General features: G+C 59.4%; 18 protein-coding genes and 2 pseudogenes. 10 read left to right on the top strand and 10 right to left on the bottom strand.

From position 1 onward, the window contains the following. Positions 1-159: 159 nt before the first annotated feature. From fdhE to fdnG, 4 genes are read right to left on the bottom strand one after another with little or no spacing between them, the layout of a single operon-like run. Positions 160-1086 carry a formate dehydrogenase accessory protein FdhE gene (gene fdhE / locus ACF0H7_RS15350; RefSeq protein ID WP_397453575.1) on the bottom strand — a complete coding sequence of 309 codons (927 nt, stop codon included), beginning with the start codon at positions 1084-1086 and terminating at the stop codon, positions 160-162. Positions 1087-1090: 4 nt separating this feature from the next. Next, positions 1091-1744, bottom strand: a complete 654-nt coding sequence (locus ACF0H7_RS15345; protein ID WP_397453574.1) for a formate dehydrogenase subunit gamma — start codon at positions 1742-1744, stop codon at positions 1091-1093. Further along, entirely contained in the window at positions 1741-2694 is a 954-nt protein-coding gene (fdxH, locus tag ACF0H7_RS15340; protein ID WP_397453573.1) for a formate dehydrogenase subunit beta, read from the bottom strand. The genes ACF0H7_RS15345 and fdxH overlap by 4 nt, the downstream gene beginning before the upstream one ends. Beyond that, positions 2695-5760 carry a formate dehydrogenase-N subunit alpha gene (fdnG, locus tag ACF0H7_RS15335; protein WP_397453572.1) on the bottom strand — a complete coding sequence of 1022 codons (3066 nt, stop codon included), beginning with the start codon at positions 5758-5760 and terminating at the stop codon, positions 2695-2697. It lies immediately after the preceding gene. A gap of 261 nt (positions 5761-6021) precedes the next feature. On the opposite strand from fdnG, the gene ACF0H7_RS15330 reads away from it, so the two are divergent. The 3 genes from ACF0H7_RS15330 to ACF0H7_RS15320 all read left to right on the top strand — a co-directional run bounded on the left by ACF0H7_RS15330 (position 6022) and on the right by ACF0H7_RS15320 (position 8589). Beyond that, positions 6022-7023 (top strand): alpha/beta fold hydrolase, encoded by a 1002-nt coding sequence (locus ACF0H7_RS15330; RefSeq protein ID WP_397453571.1) that lies wholly within the window; start codon positions 6022-6024, stop codon positions 7021-7023. A 153-nt stretch (positions 7024-7176) separates the two neighbouring features. Then, positions 7177-7725 carry a hypothetical protein gene (locus ACF0H7_RS15325; protein ID WP_397453570.1) on the top strand — a complete coding sequence of 183 codons (549 nt, stop codon included), beginning with the start codon at positions 7177-7179 and terminating at the stop codon, positions 7723-7725. Between the two features lie 90 nt (positions 7726-7815). Continuing rightward, complete coding sequence (locus ACF0H7_RS15320; protein ID WP_397453569.1) at positions 7816-8589, top strand: DJ-1/PfpI family protein; 774 nt, start codon at positions 7816-7818, stop codon at positions 8587-8589. Between the two features lie 47 nt (positions 8590-8636). On the opposite strand, the gene ACF0H7_RS15315 is transcribed toward ACF0H7_RS15320, so the two are convergent. Together ACF0H7_RS15315 and ACF0H7_RS15310 are read right to left on the bottom strand one after the other, a co-directional pair. After that, positions 8637-10202, bottom strand: a complete 1566-nt coding sequence (locus ACF0H7_RS15315; RefSeq protein ID WP_397453568.1) for a glycosyltransferase family 39 protein — start codon at positions 10200-10202, stop codon at positions 8637-8639. Positions 10203-10541: 339 nt separating this feature from the next. Continuing rightward, complete coding sequence (locus ACF0H7_RS15310; RefSeq protein WP_397453567.1) at positions 10542-11933, bottom strand: aldehyde dehydrogenase family protein; 1392 nt, start codon at positions 11931-11933, stop codon at positions 10542-10544. 153 nt (positions 11934-12086) lie between these two features. Between ACF0H7_RS15310 and ACF0H7_RS15305 the strand changes: the two genes are divergently transcribed. Together ACF0H7_RS15305 and ACF0H7_RS15300 are read left to right on the top strand one after the other, a co-directional pair. After that, positions 12087-12944 carry a LysR substrate-binding domain-containing protein gene (locus ACF0H7_RS15305; protein ID WP_397453566.1) on the top strand — a complete coding sequence of 286 codons (858 nt, stop codon included), beginning with the start codon at positions 12087-12089 and terminating at the stop codon, positions 12942-12944. A gap of 137 nt (positions 12945-13081) precedes the next feature. Continuing rightward, positions 13082-14308: a serine hydrolase domain-containing protein gene (locus ACF0H7_RS15300; protein WP_397453565.1), complete on the top strand. Its 1227-nt coding sequence runs from the start codon at positions 13082-13084 to the stop codon at positions 14306-14308. On the opposite strand, the gene gloA is transcribed toward ACF0H7_RS15300, so the two are convergent. Next, positions 14305-14835, bottom strand: coding sequence for a lactoylglutathione lyase (gloA, locus tag ACF0H7_RS15295; RefSeq protein WP_397453564.1), 531 nt, complete (start codon positions 14833-14835; stop codon positions 14305-14307). The two genes, ACF0H7_RS15300 and gloA, sit on opposite strands and share 4 nt — an antisense overlap. A gap of 189 nt (positions 14836-15024) precedes the next feature. Beyond that, positions 15025-15297, bottom strand: coding sequence for a DUF4760 domain-containing protein (locus ACF0H7_RS15290; RefSeq protein ID WP_397453904.1), 273 nt, complete (start codon positions 15295-15297; stop codon positions 15025-15027). Positions 15298-15817: 520 nt separating this feature from the next. Between ACF0H7_RS15290 and ACF0H7_RS15285 the strand changes: the two genes are divergently transcribed. From ACF0H7_RS15285 to ACF0H7_RS15275, 3 genes are all read left to right on the top strand, one after another. Next, complete coding sequence (locus tag ACF0H7_RS15285; RefSeq protein ID WP_397453563.1) at positions 15818-16378, top strand: tat (twin-arginine translocation) pathway signal sequence; 561 nt, start codon at positions 15818-15820, stop codon at positions 16376-16378. Between the two features lie 11 nt (positions 16379-16389). Then, the gene (locus ACF0H7_RS15280) at positions 16390-17958 is read left to right on the top strand and encodes a GMC family oxidoreductase (RefSeq protein WP_397453562.1); all 1569 of its coding nucleotides are present in this window, start codon (positions 16390-16392) and stop codon (positions 17956-17958) included. Positions 17959-18102: 144 nt separating this feature from the next. Beyond that, positions 18103-18363 carry a pentapeptide MXKDX repeat protein gene (locus ACF0H7_RS15275; RefSeq protein ID WP_397453561.1) on the top strand — a complete coding sequence of 87 codons (261 nt, stop codon included), beginning with the start codon at positions 18103-18105 and terminating at the stop codon, positions 18361-18363. 94 nt (positions 18364-18457) lie between these two features. Here ACF0H7_RS15275 and ACF0H7_RS15270 read toward each other — a convergent pair whose 3' ends face one another. Then, positions 18458-20629, bottom strand: coding sequence for a molybdopterin cofactor-binding domain-containing protein (locus ACF0H7_RS15270; RefSeq protein ID WP_397453560.1), 2172 nt, complete (start codon positions 20627-20629; stop codon positions 18458-18460). Positions 20630-20631: 2 nt separating this feature from the next. Beyond that, positions 20632-21111 (bottom strand): (2Fe-2S)-binding protein, encoded by a 480-nt coding sequence (locus ACF0H7_RS15265; RefSeq protein WP_397453559.1) that lies wholly within the window; start codon positions 21109-21111, stop codon positions 20632-20634. Between the two features lie 94 nt (positions 21112-21205). On the opposite strand from ACF0H7_RS15265, the pseudogene ACF0H7_RS15260 reads away from it, so the two are divergent. Together ACF0H7_RS15260 and ACF0H7_RS15255 are read left to right on the top strand one after the other, a co-directional pair. Continuing rightward, positions 21206-22150: pseudogene (locus tag ACF0H7_RS15260) on the top strand (cache domain-containing protein); the annotation flags it as partial. Between the two features lie 372 nt (positions 22151-22522). Beyond that, a pseudogene (locus tag ACF0H7_RS15255) lies at positions 22523-23008 on the top strand (methyl-accepting chemotaxis protein); the annotation flags it as partial. Positions 23009-23021: the final 13 nt, after the last annotated feature.

Below are 23021 nucleotides of genomic sequence, written 5' to 3'. Positions count from 1 at the left end.
CTGTAACGGCGTGGTCGCAGTTCTCAGTAGGAGCCAACTTGTTGGCGAGAGGCTTGATGCGGTCTGTCAAACACACCGCCTCGCGAACACGTTCGCTCCTACAGTATGTGCGTGTGAGCGCAGGCTTGAGTCGGCAAAAACTCAGTGTAGACCCTGCCCTCACTCCCCTCCCGGTGCCAACAGCAGGTTCGGCGCCAGGCGCTGGTAGCCTTCCAGGTCCAGCCGCATGTCGAGCATCAGGCTGGTCAAATCGGCGGATAAGGCTTCGGCCTCGGCGTCGTCTTCCAGGTACAGCAGTTTGAGGTAGCTGTTGCAGTTGGGGCAGACTTCCGCGCGCAATGGCGCATGCTCGACGCGATGGCGATCATCATCAAGGCTGACGTATTTCAGGCCCTTGCTTTGTTCGCAGTAGATGCATTTGACCCGCACTGCGTGCCATTCACAGGCACACAACGAACACACCAGATAACGCAGACCGTTGTATTTACCCCGATGGCGGATCACCCCGGCCATCGCCGGCGAACCACAGGCCGGGCACTGGCTGAGGCTGTCACCGGGTTTCAAATCATGGCTGGGCAGGTTCAGCAGCCAGTGACTCCAGGCCGCCTGCAACGCCGCACCCAGAAACGGCACCAACGCCACCGGCACCGCAGTGAACTGGCCACTGAGCAAGGCAATCGCCCAGGCCTTGCGCTGCCCGGCGTTGGCGCTGTGCAGGGTGGCGATGGCTTTTTGCACTGGCGCTTGCGGCGGTGCCTGGTAACGCATCAGCAGTGCATCGAGGTACGCCTGCCAATCGTCATCACGCACCAGACTGTCGGCGGCCAGCGGCGGCAAACCGTGCTGCTGACAGAGTGCCAGGCGTTGCGGGTCCAGCAAACGCACCGACGGTGGTTGCTGCAACATATTGTGTTGCACATGGCACAGCCCCGCGATCAACAGCAGGTAATCCGCCAGTGGGTGCCCCTCGGCCAATTGTTCGAGTCGCGCGGCGCGCAGGCTGAACAGGTCGGGCGGCGGCAAGTGTAGAAATGGCAGGGCAATCGCCGACCCTTCAATCTGTTCCGGTTCAAGTAATGTGCTCAAGCGTTCATCCTTTTTTACTGACCGGTGTCTCAGGCCGTTCCTCGCGAGTCACCTCGCGGTACCAGAGTTCATGGTGTTTCTTCGCCCAGGCGCGACCGACCCAACCGTGCAACATTGCATCGATAGAACCCTTGATCCAGATACCGGCGTAGATGTGAATGATGATGCTCAGGATCAGCACGAACGCGGCCAGCGCATGCAGCAAGGCGCCCAGACGAATAATCGTGATGCCGAAGTACTCGCTGAAATACACCCGCCAGATCACTACGCCGCTGCACAACAGCACCAACATGCACGCCAACAGGGTCCAGAACAGCAACTTCTGCCCGGCGTTGTACTTGCCAACCGGCGGTACGTCCTCTTCATCGTTGACCAGCACCCGGTCGATGCGCCTTAGCCAGCGCCAGTCGTTAGGAATAAAGAAATTAGCCCACCAGAAGCGAATCACCAGGCCCATGAACAACAAGAACATCAACACGCCCATGAACGGATGCAGGATGCGCGTCCACGGCCCGCCGCCAAACAGGTTGCTCAGCCAGAACAGCGCCGGGTGAAACAGCGCCAGCCCCGACAAGCCAGCCATGAAGAACAGAATCGCCACCAGCCAGTGATTGGTGCGCTGATTGGCGTTGTAACGCAGGATCGGTTTGTCGTTCATGGCCGGGTCTCCCCTGGTTCGCCACGGGGTTTGCGCGGATCAACCACATGCACGCTGGGATCGACCTGGTGCACGCTGCTGTCGCCGGGTGTTGGGTGCTCATCTTCTTCCACACGATTAGGACCGATACGCACGTAATGGAAGAACCCGGCCAGCACTGCCGCGCCCATGGCCAGCAGCGCCAGCGGTTTGCTCACGCCCTTCCACAGGCCGACAAAGGGGCTGATCACCGGTTGATCCGGCAAGCCCGCGTACAGGCTCGGCGTGTCGGCATGGTGCAGCACGTACATCACATGGGTGCCCCCCACGCCGTCCGGGTCATACAGCCCGGCGTGCTCGAAGCCTCGCGATTTGAGGTCGACGATGCGTTCGGCGGCATGCACTTTCATGTCTTCTTTGCTGCCGAAGACGATGGCCCCGGTCGGGCAGGTCTTGACGCAGGCGGGCTCCAGCCCGACCGCGACCCGATCCGAACACAGCGAGCATTTGTAGGCCTTGTGATCCTTCTGCGAGATGCGCGGAATGTTGAACGGGCAACCGGTGATGCAATAGCCGCAGCCGATGCAATGGTCCTGGTTGAAGTCGACGATGCCATTGGCGTGCTTGATGATCGCCCCCGGACTCGGGCAAGCCTTCAGGCAACCGGGGTCCGAGCAGTGCATGCAGCCGTCCTTGCGGATCAGCCACTCCAGATTGCCGGCGTCGGTTTCGTGCTCGGTGAAGCGCATCAGGGTCCAGGTCTCGGCGCTGAGGTCTTGTGGGTTGTCGTAGGTCCCGTGGTTATGGCCGATCTCGTCGCGCAGCTCGTTCCATTCCGAACAGGCGACCTGGCAGGCCTTGCAACCGATGCATTTGGTGGTGTCGATCAGCTTGGCCACTTCCTCCAACTGACGCACCGATGACGGGACCGTGGTGGTGGCCGAACGCGCGATGATGTCTTGAATGGCCATTTAGATTTTCTCCACGTTGACCAGGAACGACTTGGATTCCGGGGTCTGCGAATTGCCATCGCCGAGGAACGGCACCAGGGTGTTGGTCAGGTAGCCATGCCGGGCAACACCGGTGAAACCCCAGTGCAGCGGGATGCCGATGTGGTGCACGGTCTGGTTATTGACCTGCAGCGGCCGGATGCGCTTCGTCACCACCGCCACCGCTTCGATATGCCCACGCTTGCAACTGACACGGACCCGGTCACCGGCAACGATGCCTTTCTCCTTGGCCAGCACTTCGCCGATCTCGACGAATTGCTCGGGTTGCGCAATCGAGTTGAGCCGGCAGTGCTTGGTCCAGAAGTGGAAGTGCTCGGTCAGCCGGTAACTGGTGGCGGCATACGGGAAGTCCTTGGCCTGGCCCAGGGTGTCCCACACCGAATCGAAGATCCGCGCCGCCGGGTTGCTAGTCGAGCCCTTGTGGTTGGGGTGCAGCGGGTTGATGCCGATGGGCGTCTCGAACGGTTCGTAGTGTTCCGGAAACGGTCCTTCGTTCATCTTGTCGACGGCGAAGAAGCGCGCCACCCCTTCGGGGTTCATGATGAACGGGTTCATCCCGGCTTCGGGCGGTACGTCGGCCTTGTAGTCCGGCACGTCGGTGCCGGTCCAGACCTTGCCGTTCCACCACACCAGGCGTTTTTTCGGGTCCCACGGATTGCCCTTGGTGTCCGCCGAGGCGCGGTTGTACAGAATCCGCCGATTGGCCGGCCAGGCCCAGGCCCAGCCCTGATGTTGCTTCATGTTGTACGGATCGCTGTTGTCGCGCCGAGCCATCTGGTTACCTTGCTCGGTCCAACTGCCCGCGAAAATCCAGCAGCCCGACGCGGTGCTGCCGTCGTCCTTGAGTTGAGCAAAACCCGCCAGTTGCTGCCCGCCCTTGACCGCCGCGCCGCTGGCATCGGTAAAGTCGGTGGTGGCGGCGCCGTTGATTTCCTTGGCCAGTTCTTCCGGTGACGGTTCGTCAGGGACCTTGTACGGCCAGCTGAGTTTAAGGATCGGATCAGCAAACTTGCCGCCGTCGGCCTGATAACGCTTGCGCAGGCGCAGGAACAGCTCGGCCATGATCCGCACATCGGTGGTCGCCTCGCCGGGCCCTTCGGCGCCTTTCCAGTGCCATTGCAACCAGCGGCTGCTGTTGACCAGCGAGCCATCTTCTTCGGCAAAACAGGTGGTCGGCAGGCGAATCACTTCAGTCTGGATGTTGGCGGTGTCGACATCGTTGTACGGCCCGGCATTGCGCCAGAACTCCGAGGTCTCGGTAGCCAGCGGGTCCATCACCACCATCCACTTGAGCTTGGCCAGTGCCGCCATCACCCGGTTTTTATCCGGCAGCGCGGCGATCGGGTTGAAGCCCTGGCACATGTAACCGTTGACCTGGCCCTGGCCCATCATGTCGATCATCTTCAGGATGTCGTAGCCGGGGATGTCGAGCTTCGGCAGCCAGTCGTAACCCCAATGGTTGTCCGCCGTGGCGTTGGCGCCGTACCAGGACTTCATCAGGCTGACATGGAACTTGCTGTAGTTCTGCCAGTAGGACAGCTGCCCTGGACGCAGCGGTTTTTGCGTGCGCGCGGCAATAAAAGCGTCGTAGTCCTGTTCTTTATCGTTGGCCAGTGTCAGGTAGCCCGGCAGTGAGTTCGACAACAGCCCGAGGTCGGTCAGCCCCTGGATATTCGAGTGACCGCGCAAGGCATTGACCCCGCCGCCGGGCATGCCGACGTTGCCCAGCAACAGTTGCACCATCGCCGCGCTGCGGATGATCTGCGAACCAATCGAATGCTGGGTCCAGCCCAGGGCATACAGAATGGTCATGGTCTTGCCGGGTTGCGCGCAGGTGGCGATCTCTTCCCAGATCTTCTGCATGCTGGCTTGCGGCATACCACAGATTTGGCTGGCCAGTTCCGGGGTGTAGCGGCTGTAGTGTTTCTTCATCAACTGATAGACGCAGTTGGGGTGTTGCAGGGTCGAATCGACTTTGGCAAAGCCGTCTTCACCGATCTCGTAGCCCCAACCGGATTTATCGGTGTAGGTACGTTTCGCCACGTCATAGCCGCTGAAGATCCCGTCCTCGAAGCCATAACCGGCCCTGACGATGAACGACACGTCGGTGTAGTTGCGCACGTACTCGTGCTGGATCTTGTCTTCGTTCAGCAGGTAGTTGATCAGGCCGCCCATGAAGGCGATGTCGGTACCGGTGCGAATCGGCGCGTAATAGTCCGCCACCGAGGCCGTGCGGGTGAACCGCGGGTCGACCACGATCAGGCGTGCTGCGTTATGCGCTTTGGCTTCCGTGACCCATTTGAAACCACAAGGGTGCGCTTCGGCGGCATTACCGCCCATGACCAGGATCAGATTCGCGTTGGCGATATCGGTCCAGGTGTTGGTCATGGCACCACGGCCATACGTCGGGGCAAGACTTGCCACCGTCGGACCGTGTCAGACACGCGCCTGGTTATCGAACCCCAGCATGCCCAGACTGCGAATCACCTTGTGGGTCAGGTAACCGGCTTCACTGGAAGCCGCCGAAGCCGCGAGAAATCCTACCGACAACCAGCGGTTGACCGTCTGGCCCTGGGCGTTTTTCTCGATGAAGTTAGCGTCACGGTCGGCCTTCATCAGGTCGGCAACGCGGTCCAGTGCATCATCCCAGGACACCCGGGTCCATTCCTTGCTGCCCGGCTTGCGCACCTCGGGGTACTTCAAGCGGTCAGGGCTGTGAATGAAGTCCAGCAGACCGGCGCCTTTCGGGCACAAGGTGCCACGGTTGACCGGGTGGTCGGCGTCGCCTTCGATGTGGATGATGTTCTGCGCAACGTTCTTCGCCGCGTCGCCCTGGCTGTACATGATCAAGCCGCAACCGACCGAGCAGTACGGGCAGGTGTTGCGGGTTTCATGGGTATGGGCAAGTTTGAAGTAGCGCACCTGCTCGGCGAAGGCTGGCGTCGGGGCCATGCCCAGCGCGGCCAGGCTCGAGCCTCCAAGACCAATAGCGGCGACCTTGAAGAACTGACGACGGTTGAGATCCATCGTGTACTCCTGATCAGATGAAGGGCGCCCGAAACGTTGCCGGGCATCTCTGGGACAATCACGATTGTGCCGACACTTTGGAGCGCCTGCCCTTGAAAGGCTAGACCAGATTATTCGCGGCAGGATGAAACCTGATCGTCGGTGATCGCGCTCTGCGAGCCAGGGCCGGCGCTGATGGATATTCCATTGGCGGTTGTTTCGGCGGGCCGGCTTCCGGGATACTTCTGCTCCCTGGATCGACTTATTCGGAGCCACCGGCCCATGTCCCCGCTCAACACCGCCAGCCTGCTGCTGACCCTCGCCTTGCCCGCCGTCGCCATGGCTGACGGCCCTGCCTATGGCCCGCAACTGCAAGGATTCAGTTACCCCTATCCGCTGCACATCTTTACCTTCGAGTCCCAGGGCCGATCGCTGGAGATGGGGTACATGGACGTCGCCGCCACCGGCACGGCCAACGGACATACCGCGGTGTTGATGCACGGCAAGAATTTTTGCGGCGCCACCTGGGAGGACAGCATCAAGGCCCTGAGCGGTGCCGGCTACCGCGTGGTAGTGCCGGATCAAGTCGGCTTCTGCACCTCCAGCAAACCCGAGCACTATCAATACAGCTTTCAACAACTGTCGCTGAACACCCACGCCTTGCTGGAAAAACTGGGGGTCGCCAACGCCGCGATCATTGGCCACTCCACCGGTGGCATGTTGGCCACCCGCTACGCGCTGCTCTACCCGCAACAGACCGAAAAACTGGTGCTGGTCAACCCGATCGGCCTGGAAGACTGGAAAGCCCTGGGCGTGCCTTATCGCACCGTCGATCAATGGTACGAGCGTGAACTGAAGCTCAGTGCCGACGGCACCCGTAAATACGAGCAAAGCACCTATTACGTGGGGCGCTGGCAGCCCGCGTTCGACAAATGGGTCGACATGCTCGCTGGATTGAACAAGGGCCCAGGGCACAAAGCGGTGGCGTGGAACTCGGCCCTGATCTACGACATGATTTTCACTCAGCCGGTGTTTTATGAATTCCCCAACCTGAAAGTGCCCACCCTGTTGATGATCGGTGACGCGGACACCACCGCCATCGGCAGCGACATCGCCCCGCCCGAGGTCAAGGCCAGGATCGGTCACTACAACGTGTTGGGCAAGCAAGTGGCGCGGATGATTCCCGGTGCGAAGCTGGTGGAGTTTGCCGGCCTGGGCCATGCACCGCAGATGGAGAAACCCGTCGAGTTCAACGCGGCATTGCTCAAGGGGCTCGAGAAATAGGCCAAATCAGGATTTTTCAAAAAGGCCAAACGTATTGAATGACGACATAATTGTATCAAGATGTCTCAGTTTTGATACACAGTGGTGTGCTGGGTGTTGGCGTGATGCATGATCGCCAGCATCTTGAGTGCACCAAATTAGGGAGCTACACCAGTGAGCACCAGCATCACGCCTCCAGCACCGCCTCTACAGGCCAATGGATTGACCGTCACCTCGACCGGCAGCTCCTTCGTTATTCGCCATCCCGATCAAAAAAACGCCCTGCATCCGATCAAAACCAGTAACGATGCGAAAACCATTTTCAAGATCACCAGTGATGTCGGCCTCAATCGGATCAAGGAATTTCTGAAAAAAGTCGACCTGACCGCAATCTCTACCCGCAGCCTGGCCGCGATCGGCAAGACCCTGAATGACAATAACCTGATCAGCGATGCCGTGTTGGCGCAGTTCAAAGCGGGCAGCATGGAGTACGACAACAAGGGCAAACAGATCAATCTGGATAAACCCTTCAACGCGCTGGCGTTGTTCGATCAGAAAATGGATGACCGCACCACGTATGCCAACGCCAACCCGAAGGAAGCACGCACCAGTGCGTTCCGCCGCGAGACCAGCGGCATCCAGGAAGCCAACCACGTGATCTCCGCCATGTCCTGGTTTGCGCACTCCGGCAGCGGCAGCCTGTCCGTCAGCGTTCATGCCTGAGCAACCCCGAGGCTTATTCATCTCGACAGCGGCGGGTTGACCCCGTAAAACAGGGGCTTTGATCCCACCTGTCAATGTGAGGAAGCCTGCATGATGCTCTTCCTGTTACCTCAGTCCGACTACGATCCCACCGAAAGCAGCGTGCCATGGCAGGCGTTGCGTCGGGCCGGGATCGAGGTGCGCTTTGCCACGCCCCACGGTTTGCCCGCCTACGCCGACTCGCGCTTGGTCGACATTGGCTTCGGTCTGTTGAACCCGATGTTGATGACCCGCGCTGCGGACCTGCAACACTACCGGACGATGATCGAAGACGAGGCTTTTCTCTCGCCGATGGCCTTCGCCGACGTCAACCCTGAGCACTTCGATGGGTTGGTGATTCCCGGTGGCCACGCGCGGGGCATGCGGACCTTGCTCGAGTCAGAACAGGCCCAGCACATCGCCCTGCACTTTTTTCAGGCAAACAAGCCGGTGGCTGCGGTGTGTCACGGACCTTTGCTGTTGGCGCGGACCCTTGATCCGCAAAACGGGCGCTCGGTGCTGCATGGGCGCAAGGTGACCGCGCTGTTGGCCAACACCATGGAATTGCCGGCGTGGATCGTCACCGCGCCGTGGCTGGGTCGTTATTACCGAACCTACCCGCAGACTGTGGAAGAGGAAGTCAAAGCGGCGCTGGCCAGTCCCAGCGACTTCCAGCCTGGCCCGCGGTTTTTCAAGCGTGATTCAGCGAGCAAGCCGGAGAATGGTTTTGTGGTGCGCGACGGCAACCTGCTGACAGCGCGCTGGCCGGGGGATTGTTATCGGTTTGCCGAGGCGTTGGTTGAGGTCTTGATGCAATTGCATCGATCAAAAACAGATCCCTTGTAGGAGCGGGCTTGCCCGCGAGGGCGGTGTATTCAATACACCGCCTCCATTCAGGGCGTCGTATACAACCGCAACACCGTATCCCCGACCTTCAGCTCTTTAGCCTTGTTCCACTCCCCCGGGATCGACTGGAAGTCATCCGGCGGATACACCCCGCTGACCAGCCACACCCGCCCTGGCCCTTTAGGCAGCACTTGCAAGTGATCAACGTAGATCTTGTCGGCGTTTTCATCCACCAAGGTGCCGAAACCGTAGGCATTCGGCCGTCCGGAGCTGCCGTCGGCCAATGGCGGCGTGTACAACAGCGGCTCAGCCTCGGTGCGGTTGTAATAGACGTAACTGAAGTACCAGAACAAATCGCTGACCACGATGCGATCACCCTTTTCGTAATGCTGGTTCACATAATCAACCAACACATCGAACTGCTCCGGATCGACGCTGTAGTCGGTTTTCAAACCGACCATTTCCACGCCCAGCACCAGCACCAGCAAGCCCATCGCCAGGAAGCGGAAACGCTTTTCCAACTGGTCGATGGCAATGGCCAGAATCAACGGCAAGCCAATCGCGGCGAACATCAGGTAGCGCTCGACCAACAACGGCGTGATGAACGACACCGCAAAAATCACCAGCAGCGGCAGGAAGGCATGGGTGACGATCAACACCTGAAACTTGTGCGGACTGCGATCACGCAACGCCACCACTGCAGCGATCAGCGCCATCACCACCGGCATCAGCACATACAACGCCAGCGGCACGGTACGCCCGTCTTCCAGAATCATGAACTGCCAGATCGCCGACGGCAGCGAGTAGATATCCACCGGCGGAATCCAACCCACGTCGCCGCCAACCCTCAATTGAGGAATGTGGGCCAGTTGATCGACCAGGCTCGGAATCCACGGCAGGTACATCACCACGATAGCGACGTTGGTCAACCACCAGGCCGGACGGGTAATCAGCTTCTGCGGGGCTTGGCGTTGCAGGCGCAGAACCAGCAAATAGAACCAGTGCGACAACACGCACAGGCCGGTGAAGTAGTGGGTGTAGAAACTGGCGGTCATCAACAGTGCGTAAATCACCAGATAACGCTGCCGTTCCGGGCGTTTGACCCAGTAGACCAGGGCGATGGTGGCGCCCATCAACCAGAAGCCCAACAGCGCATACATGCGCACTTCCTGGCTGTAGCGCACGGCGATCGGCAACATGGCCAACAGCACCCCGCCCAGCACCGCCGCGCGGCGGGTGCCCATCAGGCTCATCAACCAGACCGCGAGTCCAACCGTCGCCACGCCGGGCAGTGCACTCATGGCGCGGATCGAGAAAATGCTGTTGCCGAACAGATCCATCCAGCTGTGCAACAGCAGGTAATACAAAGGGGGGTGCACATCGTGGGCGCTGTGAAACCAGGTCATCGCAAAGGAATACTGGCTCAGCAACAGACTGGAACCTTCATCGCACCAGATCGCCGTCTGGGTCAAACCGTAAAACCGTGTCACCACGGCCAATGCCAGGATCGGCACCAGCCACAACGCGTGCAACCACAATCCCGCGCGCGAAACCTCTATAACAGGTTGCTGGTAGAGTGGCTTGTTCACTTCATATTCCCGTTGCAACTTCATCCGCCCTCCTACCTAAAGCCATCACAAGGGTACCGCCATACTCCCCACTGCGAGGGTTCAAGGTACAAGGCTACGCATTGATAATGCGAAGCACTCTGTTCCAGGTGACATTTGTACACAATTTGATAGAGATGTTACCTGTGCCGTTATCAAACTCCAACGGCGAAAAGGTCTGACAACATTTATTACGAAAAATGCCCCTGCATGGAGCGCCATGCAGAGGCATTAAAAATCACGTATGACCTGCAGGCGCTGCCGCAGGCGGCGATAAGGCCAGAATGGTCTTCGATTTAAATCCAATCGCAGCCTGCGGCAGCGCCTACACGTGTTGAGTGTGGATCAGCGGCGATCAATCCACACGGTTTGCGCGTTGCAGAACTCATGCAGGCCGAAGTGCGACAGTTCGCGACCAAAACCGCTCTTCTTCACGCCGCCAATCGGTACGCGGGCATCGGACGCGGTGTAGCCGTTGATGAACACGCCACCGGTTTCCAGGCGCGAAGCGATGTCTTTGGCCAACGCCACATCGGCGGTCCAGACACTGCCGGCCAGGCCGAAGTCGCTGTCGTTGGCCAATTCCACCGCGTGTTCGACGTCGCGGGCGGTGATCAACGAGGCCACTGGACCAAACAGTTCCTCGACGAACGAGGTCATGCCTGGGCGCACATCGGCCAAAACGGTCGGTTCGTAATAGTTGCCGGCACCGGCGACTTTATGACCACCAAGTATCAGCGTCGCACCTTCGCTCAAGGTTTTCTGAACCTGGGCATCCAATTCGTCACGCAGGTCATACCGGGCCATGGGGCCGATGTAGGTGTCTTCCGCCAGTGGATCGCCGACTTTCAGCGCTTTGACCGCCGCGAGGAATTTCGCGGTGAAGGCTTCCATGACGCTCTCTTCCACGATGATGCGCTTGGCCGCAACACACACCTGACCACTGTTTTGGAAACGTCCGACGGTAGCCGCCTTGGCCGCTTCGTCGAGGTCAGCATCGGCCAGCACGATAAACGGATCGGAACCGCCCAACTCGAGGATGCATTTCTTCAGCGCGGCACCGGCTTGCGAAGCAATCGCCGAACCGGCGCGCACGCTGCCAGTGACGGCGACGGCAGCGATGCGTGGGTCGGCGATGGCCACCGACACGCCTTCCGGGGTCACGTTGATCACTTCGAACACGCCTTCAGGCAAGCCGGCTTCAGCCCAGGCATCGCGCAGCAGGTAGGCGCAACCCATGATGTTCGGTGCGTGCTTGAGCACGTAGGTGTTGCCGGCGAGGATGATCGGAATCGCCCCGCGCAGCACTTGCCACATCGGGAAGTTCCACGGCATCACCGCCAACACCGCACCCAGTGGCAGGTAGGCAACGTAAGCCTTGTCGTTTTCGACCAGGGTCTTTTCTGGCTGCAGAATCGCCGGGCCGTGCTGGGCGTACCATTCGCACAGGCCTGCACATTTTTCGACTTCAGCGCGGCCCTGAGCAATTGGCTTGCCCATTTCCAGCGCGGCCATGCGCGCCATCGGTTCGAGGTTGGCGCGCAACGCAGCGGCCATCTTCAACAACACCGCGCCGCGATCGGCAATCGAGGTCGCACGCCAGCCCTTGAAGGCCTTGGCGGTTCTGGCCAGCGCTTGCTCCAGTTCGGCAGCCTGTTCAAAGGGATAATGCGCCAGGGTTTCGCCCGTGGTCGGGTTGAGCGAGATCGCGTGTTGCGGGAAGGCTGGAGCGTTCATCAGCGGGAACTCCTGGTGTTGTTTTGACGCCATCGACCGGCAGTCGTCGCAAGCGCGCGCTGCCGTTGATGGAAGATGACGCCTAAGGTAGGCTGAATTAACCCTATTGAATAATGAATAATAATCACAGATTCATTCCCTCAGAGAGAAAGTATGGACCTGACCCAACTCGAGCTGTTCAAGGCTGTCGCCGAAGAAGGCAGCATCAGCGCCGCCGCGCAGAAACTGCACCGCGTGCCGTCCAACCTCACCACGCGGATCAAGCAGCTTGAGCAGGAACTGGGGGTCGATCTGTTTATCCGGGAAAAACTGCGCCTGCGCCTGTCCGCCACTGGCTGGACCTTTCTCGACTACACCCGGCGCATTCTGGAGTTGGTCGAGGAAGCCAAACAGGCGGCGTCCGGCAGCGACCCGCAAGGCAGCTTTACCTTGGGCTCACTGGAAAGCACTGCGGCGGTGCGGATTCCCACGGTACTGGCGGCTTATCACCAGCGTTACCCCAAGGTCGAGCTGGACCTGTCCACCGGTCCGTCGGGCGATATGCTGGAAGGCGTGCTCTCGGGTCGTTTGAGTGCTGCCTTTATAGACGGGCCTTTGCGGCACCCGAGCCTGGAGGGCATTGAGGTCTTTGAAGAAGAAATGGCGGTGGTCACTGCCGTCGGTCATCCGCCGGTGAATCGCCCGCAGGACGTCAACGGCCGCACTATTTATGCGTTCCGGCCTAACTGTTCCTACCGCCGGCATTTTGAAGAGTGGTTCATGGCCGACCATGCCACCCCCGGCAAGATCTTCGAGATCGAGTCCTATCACGCGATGCTCGCCTGCGTCACCGCCGGTGCCGGGGTGGCGATGATTCCACGCAGCATGCTGGAGAGCATGCCCGGCAGTCGTAGCGTCAATGCCTACCCGATGGAGGAAAAGTTCAGGCACCTGACCACCTGGCTGGTCTGGCGCAGCGGCGTGCGATCACCGAACCTGAATGCATTTATTGATGTGGTTCAGCTAAGGTAATCCGGCATACACATTCCTTTGTAGGAGCTCCCGAAGGCTGCGATTGGCCAGTAATCGCGAAGGTCATTCTGACCTTATCACAGCCTTCGGCAGCTCCTACAAGGGGACCGTATTTTGATCCCAAGGAGCATCACGCAGTGGACACGCCAGAATCAGTCGGATTTTCATCGGAACGCCTGCAGCGCATCGAGACGCTTTTTCAAGAGAAATACATCGCCAGCGGCAAACTGCCCTGTGCCGTGACTCAGGTCTGGCGTCGTGGACAACTGGCCTATAGCTCGCTGCTCGGCCGCGCCGACATGGACCGCAACACGCCGCTGCGGCCGGACACGCTGTTTCGCATTTACTCGATGACCAAACCCATCACCTCCCTCGCCTTCATGATGCTGGTGGAAGAAGGCAAGGCGGCGCTGGACGACCCGGTGTCGCGCTACATTCCGGCGTGGGCCGGTCTGGGTATTTTCCAGGCGGGGGTGGTCGGCGCGTTTCAGACCCGCAAACCGGCGCAGCCGATGCGCATCATCGACCTGCTGCGGCATACCTCGGGCCTCACTTATGGCTTTCAACAGCGCAGTAATGTTGACTCGGCCTATCGCCAATTGAAGTTGGACGGCGTCAACAGCGAGGATGGTCTGGAGGCGTTCGTCGCCACCCTCGCCACGGTGCCGCTGGAGTTCGATCCCGGCACGGCCTGGAACTACTCGGTGTCCACCGACGTGCTGGGCTATCTGGTGCAGCTGATTTCCGGGATGCCGCTGGAGACCTTCCTGCGCACGCGGATCTTCGAACCGTTGAACATGGTCGACACCGGTTTCTACGTTCAACCGGGCGAACACCATCGATTGGCTGCGTGCTATGCCCTCGATCAGCATGGCAAGGTGGTTCTGCAAGATGACCCCGCCACCAGCGCGTTCCTCAGCGACCCGCCAACCAAATCCGGTGGCGGCGGCCTGATTTCCACGGCGGATGACTACATGCGCTTCTGCCGCATGCTGTTGAACAAGGGAGAACTGGACGGCGCCCGGCTGGTCAGCCCGAAAACCCTGAAGCTGATGACCCTCAACCACCTGCCAGGCGGCAAGGAACTGGGCGAGCTGTCCGACTCACCGTTCAGCGAAACCCTGGTGGACGGTCTGGGCTTCGGCCTGGGCTTTGCGGTGACCATCGATCAGGCGCGCACCCTGAATATCGGTTCGCTGGGCGAGTTTTTCTGGGGCGGCATGGCCTCCACCGGGTTCTGGATCGATCCCGTGGAAGACATCGCCGTGGTGTTCATGACCCAGTTGATGCCCTCCAGCGCCTACCCCATCCGCCGTGAGTTGCGCACGTTGGTGTATGCCGCACTCACCGAGTCCAACGATTAGTTCTTGCCCAGGTCCTTAAGCAAGTCGGCCTGCACGATCTCGACCCAGTACTGGTCGGGATCGCTGATAAAGGCCACGTGTTTCATACCTTTATCCAGACGTTTGACGAAGGGTATCTGCAGGGCATCGAAGCGTGCACACGCGGCTTCGATGTCCGGCACTGAAAAGCAGATATGGCCAAACCCGCGCGGATCGGAATTGCCGTTGTGGTACTGCGAGTCGTCATTTTCGCTGCCCCAGTTGTGCGTCAGTTCCAGCACCGATTGCCGCCCGAACACATAACCCTGGCGTTCGCTGGGGTCCTCCGGCACCTGCTCGCCCTGGGTCATCGCCAGAAAAAACAGCGAGAACTTCGCCTCCGGAAAGTCCACCTTGCGCAACAGGCGCATGCCCAGCACCCGGCTGTAGAAATCCAGTGAGCGCTGCGGATCCTTGACCCTCAACATGGTGTGGTTGAACACGTACTGCTGGGTGACCGGATCAGGGGTCAAGCAGATGCCAGGCTGGTTTTCGCTGACGAAGGACATGGCGGGACTCGTTTTTGGAGGGCTCGACTGCAGTTTAGTCAGTGGACCGCCGACCGGGTAATACCGGATTACTACGGACAGCCATTGCCACGACGCGTCTCATCCCCGTATTTCGCCCGTCTCTGAACACGAGGAACCGGAAGCAATGGATTGGCGCGCTGTCGGCAGGACCGCCGAATCAGGCCTTGCTCATTCAGTCAGAGCAGCAATATTTTTAAGCGCCAGCTTCAAATCCTTGATCTGACGTTTGGTCAAGGCGTCATCCTTTCGGATCTTCCAGCGAATGGCCAGCCATTGAACCTCGATAAACCACTTGGGATTCTTCTTTTGCTTTTCTTTGATATACGGAGATAGCACATTCCAAATGGTGATGAGAAAGCTTGCGTAGGTATTGAAAAGCATCTCCTCATCATAAACATCGTGCTTCACGGCAACGGCCACGCGCTCCCAGGAATTGAGCAGCTAGCTGCCCAAAATATCGCCCAAAGATAGGTCGAGTTGCGTCGAGCAAAGCTATAAAATTCCATTTTCTCTCCCAAAAAAAATGCCCCTTCATGAAGGGGCATTTTTAAATTTCGTTGGTGCGAGTGAGTTATACCCATTCTTCTTCGCGATGGATTACTGGCTTCATAGGTACTCCTTCGTTGATGGCCGGGGAACCGGATTTATACCTAAATCCCTTGGTTCTGTCAAAGCTGCAGGAACCACGCTTTGCTGCTTGAAACCAGATATAGACCCATCCTGACGGTTTATCAACCCTGTATGTGTGCAGGACCAGCACGCGCAAAAATACCGGCCCAACGAACCGAAGAACGACGGATGGTCGATGGTTTGGCGCCGATTCCTGGCAGGCGGTTATCCCAACGAAATCAGGCGCTGCTTATAGCCAAGTAGTAGCTGTCTATTACCTCTGTGGGAATAGGCCTACTAGTATCAATTCAGTGATTGGAGTCCTACAAAAAAAACAACAAGGAACAAAGCCATGAGTGAGCTGAAACTCGATCGCCGCCGTTTCCTCCAGGGAAGTGGTGGATTGCTGCTGGGCACCCTGCTGTTCACGTCCGGGCCCATCGCTTTGCTGGCCCCTAGCCGAAGCTGGGCGCTGCCGATGACCACCCTGGATACCGCCACTGGCGATCGTTTGCTGGTGATGATCCGCCGCATTTACCCCCACGACACCATGGAAGACGCGGTCTATGCGTTTTCGGTCAAAGCCCTCGACGAACGCGCGGCCAAGGACCCTGGCGTGGCCGACCAGTTGAAAAACGGTATCGCCGAGCTGAACAAGCAGGCCGGTGGCGACTGGCTGAAAATCGACGAGAAGCGCCAGGTCGCGATCCTCGAAAGCCTGCAGGACTCGCCGTTCTTTGGCTTGGTCCGCGGGGTGGCGGTAGCCTCGCTGTACGGCAACGAGTTGGCCTACGCGCATTTTGGCTATGAAGGCGCTTCCTTTGTGAAAGGCGGCTACATCCATCGCGGTTTCAACGACCTGACCTGGTTGCCGAACCCGCCTGCCGATGCCAGCCCGGCCCCCCTTTCCTGAGGAACACTGCCATGACGACTTATGCATTTGACGACGACAGCGTGGTGGTAATCATCGGTTCAGGCGCCGGTGGTGGCACGCTGGCCAATGAACTGTGCCAAAAAGGTGTACCGGTAGTGCTACTGGAGGCGGGACAACGGCAATCCCCCGGCACCTTTATCAACGACGAATGGCCTTCGTTCGAACAGCTTGCCTGGTTGGACAAGCGCACCACGTCCGGTTCGTGGCGGGTGGCCAAGGACTTCCCCAACCTGCCGGCGTGGATCTGCAAGACCGTGGGCGGCACCACCACCCACTGGGCCGGTGCCAGCCTGCGGATTCACGATTATGAGTTCAAGGCCCTGCAAACCTACGGCCCGATCAAAGATGCCAACTTGCTCGACTGGCCGCTGACCCTGGCAGAACTGGAGCCTTACTACGCCAAGGCCGAAGACAAGATGGGCGTGACCCGCACCAATAACGTGCCGGGCCTGCCGGGCAATAACAACTTCAAGGTGTTCTACAACGGCGCGCAAAAGCTTGGGTACAAGGAGTGCTCCACCGGGCACATGGCGATCAACAGCCAGCCTCGCGCCGGGCGCGCGGCGTGCCAGCAATTGGGCTTCTGCTTCCAGGGCTGCAAGATGGGCGCGAAGTGGTCGACGCTGTACACCGAAATCCCTGCCGCCGAAGCCACCGGCAAGCTGGAGTTGCGCACCCAGGCACACGTGCTGCACATCGAGCACGATGCCAAAGGCCTGGTGAATGCCGTGGTCTATGCCGACGCTGCGGGCAAGCTACAACGGCAGAGCGCGCGTGCGGTGTGCGTCGCGGGTAACGCCATCGAAACCCCGCGCCTGTTGCTCAACTCGTCCAGTTCGCGATTCCCGCAGGGCCTGGCCAACGGCGCAGGGATGGTCGGCAAGCATTACATGCGGCACATGACCGGCTCGGTGTTTGCCGAGTTCAACGACCCGATCCACTTTTATCGCGGCACGATCATGGCCGGCATCGTCACCGATGAGGCGCACAACAAGCCCGAACGTGGGTTTGTCGGCGGTTATGAAATGGAAACCATCTCCCTTGGGCCGGCGTTCATGGGTGCGTTTTTCAACCCTGGTGCCTGGGGCCGCGACTTCACTCGGGTGCTCGATCAGTACACCAAACTGGCTGGCATGTGGCTGGTGGGCGAAGACATGCCACGCGAGAGCAATCGGGTGACGCTCAACACTGAGGTCAAGGACGCCTACGGCATGCCGGTGCCTAACGTGCACTACGACGACCACCCCAACGACGTGGCGATGCGCGAGCATGCCTTTACCCAGGGCGAAGCACTGTACAAAGCAGTCGGTGCACTCAAGACCCACCGCGTGCCGCCCTACCCCTCGACCCACAACCTGGGCACGTGCCGCATGAGTGCCAAAGCCGAAGACGGCGTGTGCAACAGTCATGGGCAGTGCCATGAAGTGGCGAACCTGTTCATTTCCGACGGCAGCCAGTTCACTACCAGCGCGGCGGAAAACCCGACCCTGACCATCGTCACCCTGGCGATTCGACAGGCTGATTACATTGCCGACGCCTTGAAGGCAAAAAGCATCTAGGGAGCAGTTATCACGGGAACGTTAACACTGCGTGAGGACTTCGTTACCGCGTCGGCTGAAGAATGAAGGCCTGTCATATCGTCAGGTCATGGCGTGCAACATCGGTTGTACGCCGCTTCATCCCTCGTTGAGAAGGAACACTTCATGAACAAAATATCCGTTGTCGCCTTGTCCCTGTGCATGGCCGTGGGTGTGGCAGGCAGCGCCTTTGCTGCAGAGGCCACCGATGCCATGAGCAAAGACGCCATGTCCAAGGATTCGATGTCCAAAGACGCCATGATGAAAAAGGACACGATGAAGAAAGACACCATGATGAAAAAGGACAGCAGCGGCATGTCCAAAGACGCCATGAAGAAGAAAGACAGCATGACCAAGGACACAATGTCCAAGCAGCCGGCTGAGTAAAGGCATCTACAAAACCTGTAGGAGCTGCCGCAGGCTGCGAATTCACTGGCCGTTCCGGCCTTATCGCAGCCTGCGACAGCTCCTACAGTTATTTCTACACCGTTTTAAGCTGCTGTGAATCAATCGGCAATCGCCGCAAGCGTTTACCGGTCGCGGCAAATATTGCATTGAGCAACGCCGGTTGAATCACCGCCGTGCCAATCTCGCCGGTGCCACCTGGATCCTCGTGGTTGTCCACCAGGTGCACCTCCACCGATGGCGCCTGGTTCATGCGCAGTATTTGGTAGTCATGGAAGTTGCTCTGCTCGACCCGGCCGTTTTTCAGGGTGATGTTGCCGAACAACGCTGCCGTCAGGCCGAACATATGGCCGCCCATCATCTGCGCGACGATGCCGTCCGGGTTGATTTGCTGACCGCAATCGATCGCTGTGGTCACATGAGTGACCGTGACCTGGCCATTCTTGTCGACCTTGACGTCCACCACCGCTGCCGCATATGAATTCCACGACACCGAACCCACCACCGCGATCCCGCGACCAGTGCCGGGCTCGACGGCACCGCCCCATTTGGCTTTTTCCGCCGCCAGGTTCAACACCGCAAGGGCTCGCGGTTTGTCCTGCAACAGCGCTCGGCGATAGGCCACCGGGTCCTGTTTGGCCTCGACCGCCAACTCGTCGATGAAGGTTTCCAGCACAGCCATGTTGTGAGTCGGGCCGACACCACGCCAGAAGCCGCTGTTCATGCCTTTAGGCAGTTCGTGCGCGACGAATTCAACGTAATGATTGGCAAAGTCGTAAGTGCTCGGCGCACCATCTACGGCATCGGTGTCCAGCCCCTTCTGTAACCACATCGGGTTGTAGCGTGCCTCCACAGCTGACCCGGCGAAGCGATGTTTGAACGCCGTTGGCATACCGTTTTTGTCGACCACCGCCGACACTTCATCGTAGAAATACGGACGGTAGACATCGTGCTGGATGTCTTGCTCCCGGCTCCAGGTGGTCTTCACCGGCACCTTGAACTGCATGGCGATGCGCGTGGCGTTTTCCACGTAATCCACGTCCAGCCGACGACCGAAGCCGCCACCGAGGAAGTGGTTATGTACGTTGACCTTTTCCACCGGCAGTCCGGTTAACGCCATGGCGGCGGCCTGCGCCCGAACCGGCGCCTGAGTCCCGAGCCAGATATCGCAGTGGTCCTTGCTCACCTGGACCGTGCAGTTCATCGGTTCCATGGGTGCGTGGGACAGGTTCGGCGTATGGAACTGATAATCCACGCGCCGTGCGCCTTCCGCTTTCAGTGCATCATCGAAACTGCCTTTGTTCAGCGAGACAATGCCCTGGCCCTTGAGCGCTTCCACCACGCCGTCGGCGATGGTCTGGGTACTGACCTGAGCATTCTCGCCTTCGTCCCACTCGATCACCAACGCCGCCAGACCTTTGCGCGCCGCGCCGGTGTGTTCGGCAACCACCGCCACCGCGTCATCCAGACGAATGACTTTGCGTACACCTTTCACCGCCAGCGCCTTGCTGTCGTCGACATTTTTCAGCTTGCCGCCGAACACCGGGCAGTTGGCAATGGCTGCGTGCAGCATGCCCGGCAAGTGGGTGTCGATGCCGAACTTCGCTGTGCCGTTGACCTTGCCCGAGGTGTCGACCCGGTGAAAGCTTTTGCCGATCACAGTGAAGGTGGTGGGTGCTTTCAACGGTACGTCAGCGGGCACCGGCAGGCTGGCGGCAGCGGTGACCAATTGGCCGTAGGCCAGTTTCTTGCCAGTGGCGCTGATCACCTCGCCGTGTTCGGCCTTGCAGGTGTCGGGTGACACTTTCCACTGTTGGGCAGCCGCGGTAATCAACAGCACACGGGCGGTCGCCGCGGCTTTGCGCATCGATGGATAAGCCGCACGAATCGACGCTGATCCGCCAGTAATCTGGGTGCCGAAGATCGTGTGGGCGAAGCGTTTGTCGTCTGCAGGGGCCTGTTCGATGGTGATGTTCTTAAGATCGACCTCCAGCTCTTCGGCGACCAGCATGGCGATGGACGTGAAAATGCCTTGGCCCATCTCGGTGTACAGCGAGGTCACGGTCACATGGCCTTTTGTATCGATTGTGATATAGGCATTGGGGTGCAGGACTTTGCCCGAGTCCTTGGCGCTCTGGCCGAACGCCGGCAGGTGCACCGCCATCATCAAGCCACCGCCGACCGTCAGGCTGGTGGTCAGAAAGCTGCGACGGGACAGGCCCGCGCTCATCATCGTGTTATCGCTCATGATCAAACCTCAAATTGCGCAGGTGAGCCCAGGCCAGCGGCATCCTTGATCGCTTCGCGGATGCGCGGATAGGTGCCACATCGGCAAATATTGCCGGCCATGGCCGCGTCGATATCGGCATCGGTCGGTTGAGGCTTGCTGGTCAGCAGCGCACTGGCAGACATAATCTGCCCGGATTGGCAGTAACCACACTGCACCACTTCGACGGCCAGCCACGCCGCCTGGATTTTTTTGCCGGCGTCGGTCTGGCCGATGGCTTCAATGGTGGTCACCGGCTGGTCGCCGACAGCAGACACCGGGGTGACGCAGGACCGAATCGCAGCGCCATTCAAATGCACAGTGCAGGCTCCGCACAGGGCCATACCACAACCGAACTTAGTGCCGCTCATGCCCAGCACATCGCGAATCACCCACAGCAGCGGCGTATCCGCGTCGACATCCACGGCATGCGCCTTGCCATTGACCTTGATCGTATAGCTCATGGTGACCTCTTCATCTGGTGGACACAGCAAGTTGCGACAGCTGTCCATAATCTTCCCGGACCGCCCGTTTGCCTAGCCAGTCGGGGCTTAAAAAATGATTTGCATATTTGCAAGCCCGCTTGCACAAACACCTGCTTTAACGCATCAGTGTACGGCCGATAAGCCCGGGGCAAGGACGTTAATCCGTCCGAATCTGGTTATCGGAGTGTCATTGATGCAAAACCTGAAATTGCGCAGCAAAGTGATCTTGCTGGCCATCGTCCCGACCCTGCTATTGGCGATAGCACTCAGCGGCGTGGCGCTGGGGGTGTTGTACAAACTGGCCGTCGAAGAAGTCGATCAGGCCCGTGCGCTGCTGCTCAAGGAGCGCCAGGCGTCGCTGGAAAACCACGTCCAGTTGGCGATTTCATCGGTCAAGACCCTGTACGACAACTCCGCCAATGGCGACATGCAGGCGCGGGACAAGGCCGTGCAGATCCTGCGTAATCTGTCGTACGACAAACAAGGCTATTTCTTCGGCTACGACCGCAACGTCGTGCGCCTGTTCTGGGCCGACAAGGACGTCGACATCGGTGTCAGCTACAACGATGTGAAAGACGCCAATGGGGTCTATGCCATCCGCGAAATGAACAATCTGGCGCGCTCCGGCAAGCACGTGTTGCGCTATGACTGGCCGGTTCCCGGCAGCGACAAGCCGGTGCCGAAACTGGGCTACGCCGCGCTGCTGGAGAAGTGGGACATGATGATTGGCACCGCAGTCAATCTCGACGACATCGATGCCGAAGTCGAGCAGATCGCCAAGGTGCAGTACAGCCGGATCAACAGTTTTGCGGCGATGCTGGTGGTTGCCGACCTGGTGTTGCTGCTGGTGATCGGCTTCGTGGCGATGCTGTTGGGCAACTCGATTGTCAAACCAGTGCTGGTGATCCAGTCCAACCTTGATGACATCGCCGCCGGTGAAGGTGACCTGACCCGACGTCTGCCGGTGACCAGCAAAGACGAACTGGGCGCCCTCTCCCATTCCTTCAACCTGTTCGTGGAAAAGATCCACGGCCTGGTGCGACAGATCGTCGAGATGACCCAGCAACTGACCACCCTGTCACAGGAGATGTCCTCGCAAGCCGAACAGTCCGAAGCCGCCATGGAACGCCAGCGCAACGAGACCGATCAGGTGGCCACGGCGATTAACGAAATGTCCGCCGCCGCGCACGAAATTTCCAACAGTGCCCAGGGTGCGGCACAGGCTGCCAAACAGACTGATGATGTCGGGATCTCGGCCAAAACCGTGGTCAACGACAGCATCGGCAGCATTCATACGTTGATTGAAGACATTCGCATCAGCAGCGTTTCGCTGGACAGCTTGCAACAGGATGCGCAGTCGATCGTCGGGGTCCTGGATGTGATTCGCTCGATTGCCGAGCAAACCAACCTGTTGGCGCTCAACGCGGCCATCGAAGCCGCGCGTGCTGGCGAGGCCGGGCGTGGCTTTGCGGTGGTGGCCGATGAAGTGCGGGCGTTGGCCAGCCGCACGCAGAAAAGCACCCAGGAAATCCAGGAGATGATCAATCGTCTGCAACAGGGTACGCAAAATGCGGTGGTCGCCATGCGCCGCTCCAGCGACAACGGCAAGGTCTCGGGCGAACAAGCCAATCAGGCCGGCGGCTCCCTGGACACCATGGCTGAGCTGATCAGCTCGATCAACGGCATGAACGCACAGATCGCCAGCGCTGCTGAGGAACAGACCGCCGTGGCCGAGGAGATCAACCGCAGCATGACCCAGATTGCGCAGACTGTGGAGATCGTTGCCGACGACACCCAGCGCGGCGCCGCGACGGCCCGCAGCCTGGCGACCTTGGGCAATCGTATGGACGGGTTGGTGCGGCAGTTCCGCATCTAACCGCTTCGGCGAA

It is taken from the genome of Pseudomonas sp. NA-150, assembly GCF_044336365.1.
GTDB lineage: Bacteria > Pseudomonadota > Gammaproteobacteria > Pseudomonadales > Pseudomonadaceae > Aquipseudomonas.
The sequence above is the reverse complement of the archived record's forward strand: the minus strand, read 5'-3'. Positions and strand labels throughout refer to the sequence as shown.